At 60.0% G+C, this 19,405-nt stretch carries 14 protein-coding genes; 6 read left to right on the top strand and 8 right to left on the bottom strand.

From position 1 onward, the window contains the following. Positions 1 to 494 precede the first annotated feature (494 nt). The gene (locus tag ACTQX9_RS09235) at positions 495 to 2,582 is read right to left on the bottom strand and encodes a glutamine synthetase III family protein (RefSeq protein ID WP_441541329.1); all 2,088 of its coding nucleotides are present in this window, start codon (positions 2,580 to 2,582) and stop codon (positions 495 to 497) included. Between the two features lie 495 nt (positions 2,583 to 3,077). Between ACTQX9_RS09235 and ACTQX9_RS09230 the strand changes: the two genes are divergently transcribed. The 6 genes from ACTQX9_RS09230 to ACTQX9_RS09205 all read left to right on the top strand — a co-directional run bounded on the left by ACTQX9_RS09230 (position 3,078) and on the right by ACTQX9_RS09205 (position 10,433). Next, entirely contained in the window at positions 3,078 to 3,950 is an 873-nt protein-coding gene (locus ACTQX9_RS09230) for a methylenetetrahydrofolate reductase (RefSeq protein ID WP_441541327.1), read from the top strand. Further along, positions 3,950 to 4,738 (top strand): hypothetical protein, encoded by a 789-nt coding sequence (locus ACTQX9_RS09225; RefSeq protein ID WP_441541325.1) that lies wholly within the window; start codon positions 3,950 to 3,952, stop codon positions 4,736 to 4,738. The genes ACTQX9_RS09230 and ACTQX9_RS09225 overlap by 1 nt, the downstream gene beginning before the upstream one ends. Before the next feature lie 9 nt (positions 4,739 to 4,747). After that, positions 4,748 to 7,297, top strand: a complete 2,550-nt coding sequence (locus tag ACTQX9_RS09220) for a homocysteine S-methyltransferase family protein (RefSeq protein WP_441541323.1) — start codon at positions 4,748 to 4,750, stop codon at positions 7,295 to 7,297. Between the two features lie 108 nt (positions 7,298 to 7,405). Further along, positions 7,406 to 8,770: a PFL family protein gene (locus tag ACTQX9_RS09215; protein WP_441541321.1), complete on the top strand. Its 1,365-nt coding sequence runs from the start codon at positions 7,406 to 7,408 to the stop codon at positions 8,768 to 8,770. Positions 8,771 to 9,088: 318 nt separating this feature from the next. Continuing rightward, positions 9,089 to 9,976, top strand: a complete 888-nt coding sequence (locus ACTQX9_RS09210; protein ID WP_441541319.1) for a methyltransferase domain-containing protein — start codon at positions 9,089 to 9,091, stop codon at positions 9,974 to 9,976. Between the two features lie 157 nt (positions 9,977 to 10,133). Beyond that, the gene (locus ACTQX9_RS09205; protein ID WP_427795027.1) at positions 10,134 to 10,433 is read left to right on the top strand and encodes a YhbY family RNA-binding protein; all 300 of its coding nucleotides are present in this window, start codon (positions 10,134 to 10,136) and stop codon (positions 10,431 to 10,433) included. Between the two features lie 61 nt (positions 10,434 to 10,494). Here the strand turns inward: ACTQX9_RS09205 and ACTQX9_RS09200 are convergent, their stop codons facing one another. The 7 genes from ACTQX9_RS09200 to ACTQX9_RS09170 all read right to left on the bottom strand — a co-directional run bounded on the left by ACTQX9_RS09200 (position 10,495) and on the right by ACTQX9_RS09170 (position 18,939). Next, positions 10,495 to 13,332 carry an AfsR/SARP family transcriptional regulator gene (locus tag ACTQX9_RS09200; protein WP_441541317.1) on the bottom strand — a complete coding sequence of 946 codons (2,838 nt, stop codon included), beginning with the start codon at positions 13,330 to 13,332 and terminating at the stop codon, positions 10,495 to 10,497. 698 nt (positions 13,333 to 14,030) lie between these two features. Beyond that, positions 14,031 to 14,759 carry a glucosamine-6-phosphate deaminase gene (gene nagB, locus ACTQX9_RS09195; protein WP_441016422.1) on the bottom strand — a complete coding sequence of 243 codons (729 nt, stop codon included), beginning with the start codon at positions 14,757 to 14,759 and terminating at the stop codon, positions 14,031 to 14,033. Positions 14,760 to 15,031: 272 nt separating this feature from the next. Further along, on the bottom strand, positions 15,032 to 15,499 hold the full coding sequence (locus tag ACTQX9_RS09190; RefSeq protein ID WP_427719420.1) for a PTS sugar transporter subunit IIA: 468 nt from the start codon (positions 15,497 to 15,499) through the stop codon (positions 15,032 to 15,034). A 101-nt stretch (positions 15,500 to 15,600) separates the two neighbouring features. Beyond that, positions 15,601 to 16,938 (bottom strand): phosphoglucosamine mutase, encoded by a 1,338-nt coding sequence (glmM, locus tag ACTQX9_RS09185; protein ID WP_441541315.1) that lies wholly within the window; start codon positions 16,936 to 16,938, stop codon positions 15,601 to 15,603. A 123-nt stretch (positions 16,939 to 17,061) separates the two neighbouring features. Next, positions 17,062 to 17,457 (bottom strand): 30S ribosomal protein S9, encoded by a 396-nt coding sequence (gene rpsI, locus ACTQX9_RS09180; protein WP_022094634.1) that lies wholly within the window; start codon positions 17,455 to 17,457, stop codon positions 17,062 to 17,064. Between the two features lie 2 nt (positions 17,458 to 17,459). Then, positions 17,460 to 17,903, bottom strand: a complete 444-nt coding sequence (gene rplM / locus ACTQX9_RS09175) for a 50S ribosomal protein L13 (RefSeq protein WP_370450665.1) — start codon at positions 17,901 to 17,903, stop codon at positions 17,460 to 17,462. Between the two features lie 157 nt (positions 17,904 to 18,060). After that, positions 18,061 to 18,939: a patatin-like phospholipase family protein gene (locus ACTQX9_RS09170; RefSeq protein ID WP_441032408.1), complete on the bottom strand. Its 879-nt coding sequence runs from the start codon at positions 18,937 to 18,939 to the stop codon at positions 18,061 to 18,063. Between the last annotated feature and the right edge of the window lie 466 nt (positions 18,940 to 19,405).

Raw genomic sequence — 19,405 nt, 5'->3', positions numbered from 1 at the left:
TGCGGAGCTGAGGAAACGCGAAGCGTTTTCCAGCGCAGCACGCAAGGAGCGAAGCGACGCAGCGAAGGCGGGCGGCGCCAGCCGCACGCGGATATCCCGCTGGGGGCACCACAGAATCTGAGAAGCCCGTTACCAATTCAGTAGTGGGCTTTTTGTTACCGATATGCCGGAATTCGAACCCGGCAGGGTGCGGAGCTGAGGAAACGCGAAGCGTTTTCCAGCGCAGCACGCAAGGAGCGAAGCGACGCAGCGAAGGCGGGCGGCGCCAGCCGCACGCGGATATCCCGCTGGGGGCACCATTTGAAACGAGAAGCCCGTTACCCCCGCGGTGGCGGGCTTTTTTCTACCCCAACGCCGGGATTCGAACCCGACAGGGTGCGGACCCCGGCAAATCGGCGGCAAAACGGACTCCAAAGCGTCCTTCGCAATCAAAAAGCCAGGGCCCGCGCGATGCGGACCCCGGCTTAATACCGTGACGATATGTTGGCTATGCCCTACACGTAGAACAGAATGTCGTCGTAGGTCGGGACCGGCCAGTAGTCGGCGGCCACGATCTCCTCCATGGCATCCACGGCGGCACGCAGCGTATCCATAGCGGGAACGACCTCGTGTGCATACACATTGGCCTGCTCCTGGCCATCGAGAGCCTCGGCCTTCTGATGCACGGCGTCGAGCGCCTTGATGGAGTCGTTGATGGCGGTGATACCGTTGCAGAGCTTGTTGAGCGTGTTCTGCTCGCACTGCATGGCGGCCTCAGCACCGGCGGCACGAATTGTCTCAAGGCCCTTAGCGACCTTGGTGGCATAGGCGGTAATGACCGGACGATAGGTACGACGTGCCTCGCGAATCATCGTGGTAGCCTCGATGTTCATGAGCTTGTTGTACTTCTCGAGCTTGCAGTCGTAGCGGCACTGAGCCTCGGCCTTGGTCAGAACGCCCGTCTCCTCAAAGAGCGCGATAGCCTTATCGGAAACAAAGGCGGGAAGAGCGTCGGCCGTGGTCTTGTTGTTGGCAAGGCCGCGTTTCTCGGCCTCGATGGGCCACTCGTCGGAGTAACCGTCGCCGGAGAACAGGATGCGCTGGTGATCGGTCAGCACCTTCTTACAGTACTCGAGCGCGGCGTCCTGGAACTTATCCTCGGGCGTACCCTCGAGTGCATCGGCGAAGGACTTGAGCGACTTGGCCACGGCGGCATCGAGCACCAGGTTGGAGTCGGAGACGTTCTGCTCGGAGCCGCAGGCACGGAACTCGAACTTGTTGCCGGTGAAGGCGAACGGAGAGGTGCGGTTGCGGTCGGTGTTGTCCTGCATCAGCTTGGGCAGGGTATCGGCGCCCAGGTCGAGCACGCCGCGCGTGGCATGGACGGAAGCCTTGCCATCGATGATCTTCTCGACGACCTCGGTAAGCTGGTCGCCCAGGAAGATGGACATAATCGCCGGAGGAGCCTCGTTGGCGCCCAGACGATGGTCGTTGCCGGCCGAGGCAACGGAGGCACGCAGGAGCTCCTGATAGTTATCGACGGCCTCGATCACCGCGGTGAGGAAGACGATGAACTGCAGGTTGTCGAGCGGGGTGTCGCCCGGATCGAGCAGATTCTCGGACTCGGTGCCAAGCGACCAGTTATTGTGCTTGCCCGAACCGTTGATGCCCTCGAAGGGCTTCTCGTGCAGCAGGCAGACCAAATCGTGGCGGGAGGCGATGAGCTTCATCTTCTCCATCATGACCAGATTCTGGTCGATAGCCTCGTTGACCTCGCCATAGACGGGGGCGAGCTCATGCTGGCAGGGAGCGACCTCGTTGTGTTTGGTCTTGGCGGGAATGCCAAGCGCCCACAGCTCATCGTCCAGGTCCTTCATATAGGCCGAGACGGTGGGGCGGATAGCGCCAAAGTAGTGCTCCTCGAGCTCCTGGCCCTTACAGGGAGCAGCACCAAAGAGGGTGCGGCCGGTGATGACCAGGTCCCTGCGCTTGCGGTAAGCGTCCTTCTTGATCAGGAAGTACTCCTGCTCATCGCCCACGGAAGGAACGACCTTCTTGGGGGTCTTACCAAACAGCGCCAAAACGCGCTTGGCCTCACGCGAGAGCGCGGTCATGGAGCGCAGCAGCGGGGTCTTCTTGTCCAGGGCCTCGCCCGTGTAGGAGCAGAAAGCCGTGGGGATGCACAGGACATCGTCCTTGATAAAGGCGGGGCTGGTGGGATCCCAAGCGGTATAGCCGCGGGCCTCGAAGGTGGCACGCAGGCCGCCGTTGGGGAAGCTGGAGGCGTCCGGCTCGCCCTGGATGAGGTTCTTTCCCGTAAACTTGGTAATAGCGGTGCCGTCGTGGTTGGGTTCGAGGAAGCTGTCGTGCTTCTCGGAAGTAATGCCCGAAAGCGGCTGGAACCAGTGCGCGTAGTGCGTCGCGCCCTTGGAGATGGCCCAAACCTTCATGGCATGGGCAACGGCGTTGGCCACATCCAGATCGAGCGGCTCACCGTCCTCGAGGGTTGCAGCAAGGCGTTTCCAAATGTCCTTGGGGAGGTAGTCCTTCATGACTTCCTCAGAGAACACCATGGTCCCGAAGCGGTCAGTAAGTTCGGCCATACGGAACTCCCTTCGTATCGGCACCGCGTGAGAAGCGGTGTTGATTACTAACGAACGAGTCATAGCTTAGACTCGCCGTGTTTCCGCGACATTACCGTTATGTTGCCGTCGCGAAACTAATCAATGAGGTTACCGCATCGCGGCAATGTTGCCACCCTCAACAGTCAATCAACTGCATAAATTGCAGACCTCTCCACATGGTTTACGGGTAGTCTTTTTGGGACGGGGCTTTTTTAGCTGCCCTATTTAAATATGGTCTCAAGCTTTGGAGGCGCCGGATTGGGTAGCTAAAAAAGCCCCGTCCCAAAAAGACTACCCTGCGTACCTGGTTGATGGGGTAAAAAAGCTCCAAATTAGCTACGCTGTTATAGGGAATGCCGATAGCGAAACATCTTCGATTGATATTTCCAAATAGCGAGTAAAACTCCACCGTAGCGCAGCGGTGCTGTAGAATCCTTTCAACACATCACGCTAATGTATCTAAAGGAGCACGATATGCGCGTCGACGAGGTTTTTAAGCAGGCAGCATCCCAGGGCACCACGCCCGTTTCGTTTGAGATGTTCCCGCCCAAGGGCGAGCTTACCCTCGACACGGCTCGCGAGGTGGCTGGCAATCTGTGCAAGCTTTCGCCGAGCTTTGTCTCGGTCACCTGCTCGGCCGGCGGCTCGGGCAACGGCGCCACCACCGCCCCCATCGCGCATATGATTACGAGCGAATTCGATACGCCCTCGGTGGCGCACCTCACCTGCGTTGGCCGCACGCATGCCGATATCGCCGCCAAGATCGACGAATACCGCTCCGCCGGCGTAGAAAATGTGCTGGCCCTGCGTGGCGATCTTCCCGCCGGCGCGAGCGAGGACGACAAGCCCGCCTCGGACTACGCCTACGCCCGCGACCTCATCCCCGAGCTTGTCAACGCCGGCTTTTGCGTGGGCGCCGCAGCCTACCCCGAAGGCCACATTGCCTGTGAGAATCTCAACGCTTCGGTCGAATATCTCAAGCAAAAGCAGGACGCCGGCGCGAGTTTCTTTGTGACGCAGCTCTTTTTTGATAACGAGTGCTTCTACCGTTTTCGCGAGCTTGCCGACAAGGCCGGTATCACTGTGCCCATTACCGCAGGCATCATGCCGTTTATGGGCAAGTCGCAGATCAGCCGCATGGTCTTTATGTGCGGCGCGTCGCTGCCCTCCCCCGTCATCAAGATTCTCGCCAAGTACGAGAATGACCCCGAGAGCCTGCAGGCAGCCGGTGTAGATTATGCAGCCCGCCAGCTTTGCGACCTTAAGGAACACGGCGCCGACGGCCTGCACCTGTACACTATGAATCGTCCTGCGATCGCCGCAACCATTATGGAGCGCCTGGGGTAATGGAAAAACCGCACATCGATACAGCTTTTGGTGAAGTGCCGGCCGACCTTGCGTCGCCGGCGCTCTACCGTATCGATGATGCCCACCATCCCCGCGTCGATCGTACCGAGATGCTGCGGTATCTGGGTTACGGCGGCCAGCAGATTGAGCCCGAGCTGTCGCAGCGTATTGAGCTTGTGGTCGAGCGCCTTGAGCTGGACATTGAGCCCCGTGGCGTGCGCCGCGTATTTGCCGTCGATGCCATGGGCGTGGACGAGCAGGGAGAGCCCAGCATCCGTCTGGTTGGAACCAACGTTGAGCTGCGCGGTCGCGATATCTATCGACATCTCAAAGACGCCCGCTTTGCCGCGCTCATGGCATGCACCCTCGGCATGGACGCCGAGCGTCGTCTGCGCACCACGGGAGCCCAGCAGCCCCTAGAGGGAGCCGTGCTCGATGCCGCGTGCTCCGCCTATGTGGAAGCTGCCGTCGAGCAGATGGACCAGCAGGTCAAGGCTGCGGCCGCCGCACACGGACTCGCCGGTAACTGGCGCTTCAGTCCCGGCTACGGCGACTGCCCGCTTACGGCTCAGCGTTCAATCGTGGCTGCACTCAACGCCACGAGGCTCATCGGGCTTACCGTCACACCTACCAGCCTGCTCATGCCCACCAAGAGCGTGACCGCGGTGATCGGCCTGTTTGACGGCGAGGTCCACGACGCCCAGAGTCGCCCCACCTGCAATATCTGCCGCATGCGCGAGCACTGCCGCTTCCGCGCCGCCCACACCACCTGCTATTCCAGCCATTAGGAGCCCCCGATGTTTACTCCGCTTATCACTCATGATCTGGACGGCGCCGCGCTGGCGGCGCCCGTTGATGCTGCCCGCCGCAAGGGCGCCACGTACAAGACGCGCACGATCGACGACCTTTACATTAAGGACGATCGCCTGCGCGCCGCCATCGAGGGCACGGGGCACCTGCTGTTCGACGGCGGCATGGGCACCATGCTGCAGGCGGCCGGCATGAAGGCCGGCGCCCTGCCCGAGCTGCTCAACTTTGAGGAGCCCCAGGTCATTACCGATATTCAGCGTCAGTATGTCGAGGCCGGCTGCGATGTGATCACCGCCAACACCTTTGGCGCCAACGCCCACAAGCTCGACGGTGCCGCCACCGTGGCAGATGTCTTTGCCGCCGCTGTCGCCTGCGCCCGCGCGGCCGGTGCCCGCTACGTCGCCGGCGATATCGGCCCCATCGGTGCGCTGCTTCGCCCCTTGGGTACCCTCAGCTTCGACGAGGCCTATGACCTCTTTGCCGAGGAAGTGCGCGCTGGCGTCGACGCGGGTGTGGACCTCTTTATTATCGAGACCATGACCGACCTTGCCGAGATCAAGGCGGCGGTCCTTGCCTGCCGCGAGAACTCCGAGCTGCCCGTCTTTGCCACCATGACCTTTGAGGAGGACGGCCGTACCTTCCTGGGCACGAGTCCCGAGGTTGCCGCTATCACGCTCGACGCCATCGGCGCCGACGTCCTGGGCATCAACTGCAGCCAGGGACCGGCCGAGCTCCGAGGGCTCGCCGCACGCATGCTCACCGTTACCGACAAGCCCGTTATGGTGCAGGCCAACGCGGGACTCCCCCACGTGGACGACGACGGTAACACCGTCTTTGACATCCAGGCCCCCGAATACGCCAAGGCCGTCGCCGGCATGATCGCCGACGGCGTGAGCGTCGTGGGCGGTTGCTGCGGAACCACGCCGGCGCACATGGCAGCGCTGTGCACGCTTATCGATACCCACACGCCCAGTCCGCGCCACCGCAAGCCCAGCATGTCGGTCACAAGCGCCCAGACCGTGGTGGACCTCCCCTGTGACGGCCACAAGATCGCCGTCATCGGCGAGCGCATCAATCCCACCGGCAAAAAGCGCCTGCAGCAGGCCCTACGCGACGGCGACCTGGACTACGTCGTAAGCCAGGGCATCAGCCAGCAGGAGCAAGGCGCCGACATCCTGGACGTCAACGTGGGCCTGCCCGAGATCGACGAGGTCAAGATCATCCAACAGGTCACCGAGCAGCTCCAGGGTTCCACGCTGCTGCCGTTGCAAATCGACTCCACCGACCCCGCAGCCGTCGAGGCCGCCGTGCGCCGCTACGCCGGCAAGCCCATCATCAACTCGGTCAATGGCAAGCAGCAGATCATGGATGAGATCTTTCCGCTGGTCGCCCATTACGGCACCAACGTCGTCGGCCTCACGCTCGACGAAGGCGGCATTCCCGATACCGCCGAGGCTCGCTTCGCCATCGCCGAGCGCATCGTGGCCGAGGCCGCCCGCTACGGCATCGGACCGGACCGCATCCTCATCGACTGTCTGGTCATGACCGCCTCGACCAATCAACGCCAAGCCGAGCAGATTCTGCGCGCCATGTCCCTGTGTAAGGAGCGTCTGGGCGTCAAATGCGCGCTCGGCGTGTCGAACATCAGCTTTGGTCTGCCCGCCCGCCCGCTGCTGGGCTCGGTCTTTTTGGCTGCCGCTTTTGGCGCGGGTCTGGACGCCCCCATCATGAACCCGGGCTCCAAGCGCTTTATGGATACCGTCTACAGCTATCGCGTCTTGAGCGTTGAGGACGAGGGCTCAACCGGATACATCGAGCGCTACGCCGGCTGGACCGATCCGTACAAGATCGCCGCGAACCCGGCGGCGGCTCAGACAGTATCGACCGACACTGTGCCCGCCGCTGGCACCGCCGGCAACGACGACCCGATTCGTCGCATGGTCGTCTCGGGCCGCAAAGGCGAGATTGCGGCCGAGACCGAGCGTCTGCTGGCAGACCACGACGCCATGGACCTCATCAACAACCACTTTATCCCCGCCCTCGACGAGGTTGGCGTTCTCTTTGACCAGGGAAAGTTCTTCTTGCCGCAGCTCATGGCCTCGGCCGAGGCCGCGCGCGTGGGTTTTGACACCATCAAGCGCCTGATGCCCGCCGGCGAGATTGCCGACAAGGGCAAAATCTGCGTGGCCACCGTCAAAGGCGACATCCACGACATCGGTAAGAACATCGTCAAGATGCTGCTCGATAACTACGGCTATACCGTCTTTGACCTAGGCCGCGACGTCGACCCGCAGGAGGTGCTCAAGACCGTACGGGAGCGCGACATCAAGCTCGTCGGCCTCTCGGCGCTTATGACCACCACGGTCGTCGCTATGGAGGAGACCATCAAGTTGCTTCATGCCGAGGTGCCGGGCGTCAAGATCATCGTAGGCGGCGCCGTACTCACCCCCGAATACGCCAAGCAGATCGGCGCGGACTACTACGCCAAGGACGCCGCCGAAAGCGCTCGTATCGCCGAAGAGGTCTTTGGGCAGTAACACAACGGAAACAACCGAGCACCAAAACGTGCCGCATGCGCCACTTGGCACGTGTGGCACGTTAGAATAGACAAGACTATGCTCGTTTTGGCAGATAGGAGTGCAAGGATGGCGATCACGCCCGCAGAAATCGCGGAAACCCGCGGCATGGTTGAGGAGCAGAACCTCGACATCAGGACCATCACCATGGGTGTTTCGCTCATGGGTTGCGGCGACGAGAACCTCGAGCGCATGTGCACGAAGATCTACGACCACGTGACGCACACGGCTGAGCATCTGGTCGAGACCGCCGAGAACCTCGAGCGCGAGTACGGCATCCCCATTGTCAACAAGCGCGTTTCCGTCACCCCGGTGGCGCAGATCGCCGCGTGCTGCAAGGATGAGGACCTCACCCCCATCGCGCATGCCCTCGACCGCGCGGCCGAGACGCTCGGCATCGATTACCTGGGCGGCTTCTCCGCACTCGTCCAGAAGGGCATCGGCGACGCCGACCGCCGCGTCATCCAGTCCATCCCCCAGGCGCTTGCTACCACCAGCCGCGTCTGCTCCAGCGTCAACGTCGCCAGCCTGCGCGCCGGCATCAACATGGACGCCGTGCTCATGGCGGCTCAGACCATCATCGATGCCGCCAAGCTTACGGCAGATGAGGATTCCGTCGGTGCTTCCAAGTTTGTCTGCTTTGCCAACATGGTCGAGGACTCCCCGTTTATGGCGGGCGCCGTTCACGGCGGTGGCGAGGCCGACGCCGTCATCAACGTAGGCGTCTCGGGCCCCGGCGTTATGGCCGCAGCCCTGGAGAAGCTGCCCGATTCCGCATCGATGATGGAAGTCGCCGAAAAGATTAAGCAGACCGCCTTTAAGATCACCCGTGCCGGCGAGCTCATGAGTCGCGAGGCTGCCCGTCGCCTAGGTGTCGAGAAGGGCATTGTCGACCTGTCGCTAGCGCCTACGCCTGCCGTCGGCGACTCCGTCGCGCGCATCCTCGAGATCATCGGCGTGGGCACCTGCGGTGGCCCCGGCACGACCTGCGCGCTCGCCATGCTCAACGATGCCGTCAAGAAAGGCGGCGTCATGGCCAGCTCCAGCGTGGGCGGCCTCTCGGGCGCCTTTATCCCCGTGTCCGAGGACGCCGGCATGATCGCCGCCGTCGAGGCCGGCGCGCTTTCGCTCGAGAAGCTCGAGGCCATGACCTGCGTGTGCTCCGTTGGCCTGGACATGATCGCCATTCCCGGCGACACCCCGGTCGAGACTATCGCCGGCATTATCGCCGACGAGATGGCCATCGGCGTCATCAACAATAAGACCACGGCCGTGCGCGTGATCCCCGCCATCGGCAAGGGCGTGGGCGACTGCGTCGAGTATGGCGGCCTGTTTGGCCGTGCGCCCATCATGCCGGTGAACCCCAACGCCGGCACCGTGCTTGCCCACCGCGGTGGACGCTTCCCGGCGCCGCTGAACTCGCTCAAGAACTAGCTGAGGGGGACTGGCGAGGAGCCCCGGTGAGGGCAAATATATAAGGTCGCCTGCTCGGACAGTCCTGACTCGCACGGAGAGCACATTAAGTGCTCTCCGGCTCGTGCGGAACTCGCGATCGACCTTATATATTTGCCCTCACCGGGGCTCCCGCACAACGGGACCTCAGTTGGGTTCTATCCCGGTTGCAGTTGCTTCGCTCCTGCACCACTTGGCTGGTGCGGCGGTTTGGCGTTGGAACGGTTCTTTTTCTGATATATGCTTGTTGCGGCTCTTCTTTTGGGAGGGGCCGCTTTTTTGTTGTAAGGGGGATGGCCCGTGGCTGATGGTGTAATTCAATCTGAGCTTCTTTCTGCGGATTGGAATGGCGAATGGATGCGTCTACAGGCTGCTCGGCGGCGGGCTGATGATTCTTTTGAGTGGGACAAACGTGCTCGGCATTTTCGTCCACTGGAGACTGCCCCCTACGCCCGAGATTTTATAAAGCTGCTGGCGCTTGAGCCCGGCGAGTCGGTGCTCGATATGGGGTGTGGGGCTGGGTCGATTGCTGTTCCGCTTGCTCAGGCTGGACATCCCGTGATTGCCGCTGATTTTTCCCCTGCTATGTTGGGCACGCTTGATGCTGGCATTGAGTACTATGGGCTCGAGGATCGCATTACACCGCTTGAGCTTGCTTGGGATGATGACTGGGATTTGGTTGGACCGGTCGCGAAAGCGGTAGATGTTGCCTTTGCGAGTCGCTCGGTTACTACGAACGACCTAAAAGGCGCGCTTGCCAAGCTCGACCGTACGGCTCGGCGGCGCTGTGCTGTCACGATGGTCGCCAACTCCAGCCCGCGCTATGACCTGCACGTGATGAATGCCATCGGCGCCTCGGTTACCCGCAGCAATGGTTTTGTGTACGCCTTTAACATCCTTATTCAGATGGGTGCACTACCGCAGGTCACGTATTTTGAATCGCCCCGTCGTGACACCTTCGATAGCCTCGAGGCCGGCGTGGCGGACCTCTCCCGTATGCTCGAGCATGGCAACGAGGATAAGATCAATCGTCTGCGCGACTATATCGCCCAACATATGATCGAGAATCCCCATGCCGGCAAGCCGGGATCCAAGGGCGTGCCGCAGGGACGTTACATGCTCGACCACATCCGCAAGGTCCGATGGGCGTTCATTGCCTGGGAGCCGGTCTCTGCGCCCCGACCGTAGCCCATCTAAAGTATGCATCGTCTACCCGCCCGGCATCCGCATTCTTTGCGAACTGGCAAACGCGCTCCACACCGCGCCGTTCCTGCGCTATCGTGGGACAGCTCACGTAGATTAAGGCCCCATCGCGGGGCGCCCCATACATAGAAAGCGAGATCCCATGGCACTGACAGGAGCCCAGGTCAAGCAGCTTCGCAGCATGGCCCATCACCTCAACCCCGCCATCATCATCGGTAAGTCCGATGTCAACGAGGGTACCGTCGAGCAGACGGCCGCCTACCTGGAAAAGCACGAGCTCGTTAAGTGCTCCGTGCTGGACGGCTCCAGCCTTTCTGCCCGCGAGGCCGCCGAGGAACTCGCCGAGCGCTGCCACGCCGACGTCGTTCAGGTTATCGGCCGCAAGTTCTCGCTGTATCGAGAGTCCTCGCGCAAGGATATCGAGAAGATCAAGCTTGTCTAAGGGCCGATCGGTTCACACAGAGCAAGCCTGCGGGCGTCCGAATGATGCGGGTGCCCGTTTTTTATCGCTCAATGAACGGTCGGTTGACCCTGCTTTCGACCAAACGCTCGTAGAGACGCTTGGTCTCGGGCTCGGGAACGCCTGCGACCTGTTCCTTAAGATGATGGATATGCCCGCTATAGAGCTCGACGATATCGCGGCGTCTCCCCGCCGCTCCGTACACGCGCATGGCGCATCGCACCATGTCCTCGCGTGCGGTCTCCTGACGTAGCCCCGCTTCTACCAGCCAGATTGCCGACTGCAGGTCGTTTTCTTCCAAGGCAGCGCTTGCTCCCACAATCATGCAGTCGATAAACTTCGACTGCATGATGCGGCGCATGCGCAAAAAGTACGTCGGATTGCAACCGTTGGGGATATACAGCGGTCCGGTATAGAGCTGTTCGATCTTAAGACACAGCTCGACCAGGTGAGGCCCACGCACTCTTGTGCGATTACCCAAAATCTCGCGGCTTATCTGCTCAAATAGCTTCACATCGGTCTTAACGTAATCCCTGTTGAGGCCAAGGCAGTCGTTTTGAATCAGGACGCACGACTTGCCATCTGGCGTGGGTCCCAAAGCGGATCGTAAGCGTGACACAGTCGAATACAAGTTGTTACGGGCGCTACTGTACTCGGCATGTGGCCACAGTTCCATAGCCAAGGTCTCGCGATCGACAAACGAATCGATACCCAACGCAAGCCGCTCGGCAAGCGTTGCCGCTTTCTTACGACGCCACATCTTGTCTGTGATGGGAAATCCGTCGCGCTCGGCACGAAACGCGCCAAACATGCGAATCTCGATATGATCGATAGCGTCGACGGGTTCGACCTCGCCGACCTGGAACAGCCGCTCGCTCTCTCCCTCCAAATCGTCGCGCAGCGAATATCGCGATAACTCACGCACCGGGAGCTTCTTTCGAATCTTGGCAGCAGGCTCGCCCAGGCAATGCATCGCAAGGCGTGCAAACAGCCGATACGCTGGCTCCAGAATCCCAGAACGATTCATAGACATCCAGGCGGCAAGATCGCTGTCACGGCCCGCAGACGCCAAATGCAGCGCTACGACCCAAGCCTCCGCGCCGCCGACTTGTGTCCGACTTAGGTCGAGCAGCTCTGCCTCTTCTCGTACCGACACCATCGACGTATTGCGAAGGCTTGATGCACGCTCCAACAGCAACGCGTTGTCGCGCATGTATGCGATCGACTCGTCAGCAAGCTTGAGTACCTGGACCGCGCGGAACTTCGCGTTGACCGGGCGTCCCTCGGCGAGCGCCTGCCAGCCTTCGAGTAGCAGGCCAAACAGCTGGATTTGATTGTCACGCACGCGCACGGCAAAGCGATCGAGCTCATTAAACGCCGTATCGTCAGTCATTGGCAGGCCTGCAAGCAGACGCCGTGCCGCCAGCACCATACGCACCCAGACAGCCGGTGCCTTAAGCCCACGAGCATCGAGTGCCTCCCGTGTCCGAGACATCTCGTCGTCACGCTCATCGATTCCCATAAAGGACCCATCGAAGAGCTCCACCAACATCCGATCTGCCCGTATGAGAATCTCTGCAATATCGAGTTCGCAATCATATACCTTGTTCGCCTTGAGTCCCGTAAGTGCTGCGCCGTCTTTCGCCTGTTCGGTCAGCCGGCTCTTAACCTCGATATGCGCCGACAGCATATCGAGCGCAGCACAAGATGCCTCATTTTTTGGAAGAGCAGGATTGGCTGGAAGCCCAAGCTCGCAATCTCCATAACAGACGACCGTAAGCACCTGGGCGACTTTCCAAGAAACCAAATCAATCTCGCGGACCGACTGTGCGCTCGCATGTTCGACAATCGAGGCCATATACCGGGCCAGTTTAGTATTCGAAACGCTTACCGCCGCCAAATAGACACCAAGTGCCTCGGTGGGCGTCGGCTCCAACGCGGGCTTGTCGGCATCCGTCGTCCTCAGTACCGCGCGACAGACATCCCCTCCATGCCCAGTCAGAGCCAAATCGACACCATACTGTCCAGCAAGCTCAAGGACGGCATCGCGATCCAAAAAGGCATCTGCCAAATCCATCGCAGCATCGCATCGGCCCGCCTTGAGCAGAATGCGTGCCGCGCGCATAACGAGCTCTGGACGAATTTCCGCAACCATTTTTCGTAATCTCAGGCGCGCGTTATCCTCGGTGCCCATACACGTAAAGCTTCGGTCGACCGGATCGACACCAAAAATCGGATAATCACGAACAAGATAGGACTGATCGATCATGGAAAGCCTGACACCGCATGCCTCAAGTTCCGCAATCTTGCCCTCGCCCATCAGGGCCATCACGCACGCCACGTTAAATAGGGCGCCGTTATCGATTGATGCCATATCGGCAAGTGCTGCACCGTATACGTTGACAATCTCGTTTTCGAGCAAGCTGGCAACGTCGCCCTCTCCGTACAGCCCCGTCTGCATAGCCGAAACCAACTCGGGAACACCCTGTGTGAGCTGGTAAAAATCGAGCGACGTGCTAATCGAGAACGCCGATGCCCAAGCCGAATACTCATAGGCATGCACCTTGAGCATCTGCGCATTGATCTTGACCGAGTCACCCAGCCCGCGAATCAACTGGCGATTTGAGGGACGGCAGGTGACAAAGACCCCGATCCCCATAGTGCGCAGGCCTCGAATTCGATCGATAAGCTCCTCGGTATCTTGCTGATCGAGGTTGGGGACGTTATCGATCGCAATCAACGATCGCGGTTTGTCCTCAAGTTCATCTGTGACCACTTCGAGCTGTATAAACACCTCGCGGGCAATCGCGCGGTCAGCCTCGATGATTCGTACCAGACCGCGCGTCGGGTCGCTTTTGACTTCCTGAGTGTACTGAAGCAATATCGATGTTTTCCCAAACCCATCTGGTGCATAGAGCAACACAATGCCCGCCTTGCGGCCCTTGACAATCAACTCGCTCATCAGGCGATCACGTCGGACCATATAACCTGTGCCCAATGGCGCCAATTCGAGATCGTCCGTATCGTTCAGCCCGTTCATCATGCTCGCTCCTTACCTCGGCCACATGGACACCGTAATCGCAAGACAGCCCAAGCCATCCCGTAAATCGAACGACGCAGAGTTTTAGGTTGTCTTTCGGTTCGCATTTGGCAAGTTTTTGTTCAGCGAGCGCCGATTGAAACTTTTCCCCCAACCAACCGGTCTTTGCGCAGGTCAATGCGCTTGCCAGCATGTCCCACTCATTTGGCAGTGTAACGCAATGGGGCTTGTAATATTTTGTTGCGCAACTCGCCTACGCGCTGCTACCGTTTGCGACTCATTAGTAGCATATTTGAATAGAATATGCTAGAGAATGCATCACACTATACGAGGCACCACCGTCAAGCTTTTGGCAAGCTAATGTTATGCACACCATAAAGCCCGCGCTCATTCTGATTCCGCTGGCAGATATTGCGGACGGACGCAGCATAGGAGCCCATGAGTCTATAAGCTAGCCGCCATCCCACATATGCATAATAAAAAAGGCCCCCGCAGAACGGGAGCCTGTAACAAAGTAATAACAAATCGCTCGGATTGTACTACTCGCAGAGCGAAAGGGCAGCCTCGTCGGCAACGACGACGCAGTTGGTGTGCAGCTGCAGGATCGAAGCCGGGCACTCGGGCGTAACCGGGCCATAGCACATATCGTGAACAGCCTGAGCCTTGGCCTCGCCGTTGGCGACGACCAGGATCATGCGGGCATACATGATGGTCTGGGTACCCATGGTGTAAGCCTGGCGGGGAACGTCGTCGATGCTATCGAACAGGCGGCTGTTGGCCTGAATGGTGCTCTCGGTGAGGTCGACGCAGTGCGTACCCTTGGAGAAGTGGTCATCGGGCTCGTTGAAGCCAATATGACCGTTATTACCAATGCCGAGCAGCTGCAGATCCGGGTAACCGGCGGCAGCGACGAGCTTATCGTACTCGGAGCAGGCAGCGGCGGCATCGGGGTTGGAGCCATCGGGCACGTGCGTGTTATTCAGATCGACGTTGATGTGATCGAAGAAGTTCTCGCGCATGAAGTAGTGATAGCTCTGGGGATCATCGTGCGAAAGGCCGCGATACTCGTCCAGGTTATAGGTGCTGACCTCGGAGAAGTCAATATCGCCCTTCTTGTACCAATCGGCGAGCTGCTTGTAGGCGCCAATCGGAGTGGAGCCGGTGGCAAGACCGAGCACGCAATCGGGCTTAAGGATAACCTGCGCCGAGATGATATTGGCGGCCTTGCGGCTCATATCCTCGTAGTCTTTAGCTTTAATGATCTTCATTACGCATCCTTTCTCGTAGAAGAGAGGCAAGGCTCCCCTTACAAGCACTTGCCCGCGGCCTGCGTCGGCCGCAACCAACGTGTGCGGCCACCAGGGCGAGGTCGCGTAATGTATGTATCTCGTGTCTAGCCGCGTCGAGGCCCCTGCCCGTCCACGGTGACCCGAAGCCTTTTAGCCTCGGACATTTTTCATCTTGCCACGAAGGGCGCCCTCTTTCAAGGGCGCCCTCCGTAAACGTGTTTGAATTGTAGGCCAAAGGGCAAGCGAACGAGTTAGCGCTCGCGAGCGACGATGAGCTGATCCATCTCCTCGACATGCTCGCCGACGGAGCCCTTGATGCTCGAGAACTCAACAGAGTTGCACACCAAAATGGGAACCGTCACATCGTAGCCCTCGGCCTCGATTGCCTCGCGTTCAAACTCGATAAGCACATCGCCCTTATGGACGATATCGCCCACCTGTGCATGCACGGTAAAGTGTTTGCCCTCAAGCTGAACGGTATCGAGTCCAACGTGGATTAAAACATCCAAGCCATCGACCGTGTTGAGCGCAACGGCGTGTCCCGTTGGAAAAATCGCCTCGATCTTGGCATCCGCAGGTGCAATCACGCGCGTGCCCGTAGGCCGAATGGCAACGCCTTGGCCCAAAAGGCCAGTGGCAAACGTCTGGTCGTTAACCTCGGAAAGCGGAATGACATCGCCCGAGATGGGAGCATCCAGCGTAAGGACCCGACCACGCATACCAAAAGACCTTAGGACTTTAGTGAACATGCTCCCCCTTGGACATACCAATAATCAAAACCAGTTTTAGTAGTTTACCACTTGGCATTGGTTTTTGACCATTAGGGAAGTTCGCGCTTGACAACCTCGACGATGTCGTCAACGACGCGCTGAGTCAGCTCGTGCGTCTCGGCCTCGGCCATCACGCGAACCAGCGGCTCGGTACCGCTCGGGCGCACCAGAATGCGGCCGCGACCGTTAAGCTCCTTCTCGGCGGCAGCGACAGCGTCCCAAATGGGCTGGCAATCGTCCAGACCGGCCTTGTTGTCGGAATGCACGTTGACGAGCACCTGCGGGTACTTCTTCATGATGCCGGCGAGGTCGGTGAGGGTGCGGCCAGTGCGCTTGAGCACGGCCAGCAGCTGCAGCGCCGTCACCAGGCCATCGCCGGTGGTGTTGTGCTCCAGGAAGATGATGTGGCCGGACTGCTCGCCGCCGATAACGGCGCCGTCCGCGAGCATACGCTCCAGCACGTAGCGGTCGCCCACGGCGGTCTGCACCATCTCAAAGCCCTGTTCCTTCATAGCGATGGAAAAGCCCAAGTTGCACATAACGGTCGAGACGATCTCGGAGTTGGCGAGCTTGCCGCGAGCGGCGAGGTCAGAGCCGCAGATGGCCAGGATGTAGTCACCATCGATCTCGTTGCCCTCGCTGTCCACGAACAGCACGCGATCGGCATCACCGTCGTGGGCCAGGCCGATGTCGGCGTGGGTGCGCAGCACGAGCTCGCGCAGGGGCTCAAGATGAGTGGAGCCGCACTCGACATTGATGTCGGTGCCACAGCAGTCGGTATTGATGGCGTGTACCGTGGCGCCCAGACGCTGAAGCGCGGCAGGCGTGGTCTGGCAGGAAGCACCGTGACCGCAGTCAACGGCAACGACCAGGCCGTCGAGCTTAAGGCCGTCGAGGGTGCTGATAGCGTGGTCGACGTATGCTTTGCGAGCGTCCTTCATCTTGATGATGTGGCCCACACCAGCGCCGGTCGGCAGCGTGTCGGCAGCCATGGCCTCCTCGGACATGACCCAGGCGCTGATCTCTTCTTCAACGGCATCGGGAAGCTTCATGCCCTTGCTGCTAAAGAACTTGATGCCGTTAAACTCCGGCGGATTGTGCGAAGCGGAGATGACGATGCCGCCGTCGAGGTCGTTTTGGACGGTGAGCAGCGCCACGGCCGGCGTAGGGATAACGCCGCAGCAGTGCGGGCGACCGCCCTCGGCCATAATGCCAGCGGTCAGAGCGCTCTCGAGCATGGTGCCCGAAAGACGCGTGTCGCGGCCAACGCAAATGTCCGGACCGAGGAACTTGGTCGCCGCACGGCCAAGGCGAAACGCGAGGTCGCACGAGAGGTCGGCGTTGGCGACGCCACGGACGCCGTCGGTGCCAAAGATGTTCTGGGGCATAGGATCGCTCCTTCCCAAGTGGGCAAAACGCACTCGCCCACCCTAGTCGAAAAAGAAAAGCGGGACCCGCCGAGCAATCGGCAGGCCCCGCTTGTACATTGTATCTCGTAAGGAGATAAAACCTTAGCGCTTGGAGAACTGGGGAGCGCGGCGGGCCTTCTTGAGGCCGTACTTCTTGCGCTCGACCACGCGAGCATCGCGCGTAAGGAAACCGGCCTTCTTGAGGTCAGCACGGTAGTCGCCAGCGTTCAGAAGAGCGCGAGCGATGCCCAGGCGCAGAGCGCCGGACTGACCGGAGATGCCGCCGCCATCGCACAGAGCGATAACGTCGAACTGACCGGCGGTATCGGTCACCTTGAAGGGAGCAAGGGCGTTCTCAACGAGCTGATGACGGCCGAAATACTGCTCGGCGTCACGCTTGTTGATGGTCACCTTGCCGGTGCCGGGGACGAGACGGACGCGGGCGACGGCGTTCTTACGACGGCCGGTACCCTGGTAGACAACGGTGTTCTCAGCCATCTTTAAGCCTCCAGCTCAATCTTCGTGGGGTTCTGGGCAGCATGCGGATGCTCGGCACCAGCGTAGACCTTAAGCTTGGTCATCTGGGCACGGCCGAGGGTGGTCTTGGGCAGCATGCCGCGAACGGCGCGCTCGATGACCTTCTCCGGGTGCTTCTCCATAGCCTGGTGGAAGCTCTCAGCCTTGAGGCCGCCGTTGTAGCCGCTGTGGCGATAATAGGTCTTCGTGTCGGCCTTGTTACCGGTAAGCTGGACCTTATCGGCGTTGATGACGACAACGAAGTCGCCGCAGTCGCTGTTGGGCGTGAACTGGGGCTTGTTCTTACCGCGCAGAATCATTGCGATCTGGGTGGCAAGACGGCCCAGGACAGCACCATCGGCGTCGACGAGAACCCAGTTGCGCTGGACCTCGCCCTGCTTGGCGTAGTGAGTCGATTTCGAAATCACTTAGACTCCTCCATGTACAGTACGTGTTGTTACAGAGATTCACGGGGCTCTGCAAGTAACCCGTCCATATTACCCCGCTCGTCGCCCGAGTCAACAGGTATTTTGGCTCTGACCAGACTTTCTGCACATGTCGTCCATCGGTAATGATGTCGCGACGCTAGCGCTCGACGAATGCCTCGATATCACTCAGCAGATGCTTTGCCTCCTGACGACCCTGAATATACAGGTCGAGAAGCTTTGCCGGATCGTGCTCGACGTGACCGACCTCGACAGGCTTTTGCGGGGCAACGACCAGCGCGCGGCCCTCGCGCTCATACTTCCACAGATGCATGCGCTGGATGTTATAGCGGTCGTGGCGCGTCTCGATAGCCTCGAGCAGATAGGGGTAGTCGGCATAGCGGGCGCGTGCGGCAGGCATAAACTCGTAGGGCTTTTTCTCGTACGAGCGGTCCTGCGTGACAATGACAACCGCGCGATCGAAGCCCGCCTCCTCCAGCACGTGTTCGATGGGGGCCGAATCGGCTACGCCGCCGTCGACGTATTTGTGCCCGTCGATCTCGACCGGCGGCGTCACCAGCGGCAGCGACGTCGAGGCGCGCACGGCATCGAGGTCGAGCACGGCGCTTTTGACCGGCAGGTATGCAGCGGTTCCAAAGAGCATGTCCGTCGCGACGGCGTACATCTCGATGGGGCTCGCGTCGAATGCCTCGTTGTCAAAGGGATCCAAGCGGTCCTGGACATCGTTGAAGATGAAGTCGTAACCCACGATGGAACCCGTGGAGGCAAACGATGCGGCGCCCATGAAGCGGTTGTCGTTGCAGAAAGCCAGGTTGATGCGGTTGGCACGGCCGATCTGGTGCGACTTGTAGTTCACGCCGTTGAGGGCGCCGGCCGATACACCGTAGACAGCCGGAATCTCGACGCCAGCCTCCATGAGGACGTCGAGCACGCCCGCGGTAAACTGCCCGCGAAAACTGCCGCCCTCCAAGACGAGCGCGACCTTGCCGGCGTTCTTTGCCTTATCTTCTGCCGTCATGTTGACCTCCTACTGTTTCGTTTTGGCCTTCTTCTACCCAGTTTTGAGATGGCGAGCGCATGGGTTTTGGAGTTGAGGAGGACGGGGCGGCTGGCGGAAAGCACGTCCCGTTCTGGGGGGCGATTCCGGGATGGACTTTCCGCCAACAACCCATCCGGAAAATGCATCCCATTCTGAGCGTAGATTCTGGGATGCAACTTCCGCTTGAGGCGTCAACGTGAGTAGTCAATTTGGGACGGGGCTATTTTAGCTGCCCTTTGACTGTCGACGAATTATTGGGGACCGGAACTAATATCGACTGGCTTATAGGGGTAGCTAAAATAGCCCCGTCCCAAATTGACTGCTCCACCTTGTAGAGGCTTTGCGCGGAGAATCCGCGTATTTGCTTCGCAAATCCGCACCGGCTTCGGCCGCCTGCCGGCGTCCTCGCCCGCGGGCTAAAAACGCTTACGCGTTTTCTTTACGC

This window comes from Collinsella sp. LCP19S3_F2 (assembly GCF_052121015.1).
GTDB lineage: Bacteria > Actinomycetota > Coriobacteriia > Coriobacteriales > Coriobacteriaceae > Collinsella.
Note: the sequence above shows the minus strand (reverse complement) of the source record. Positions and strands in the feature narration are given on the sequence as shown.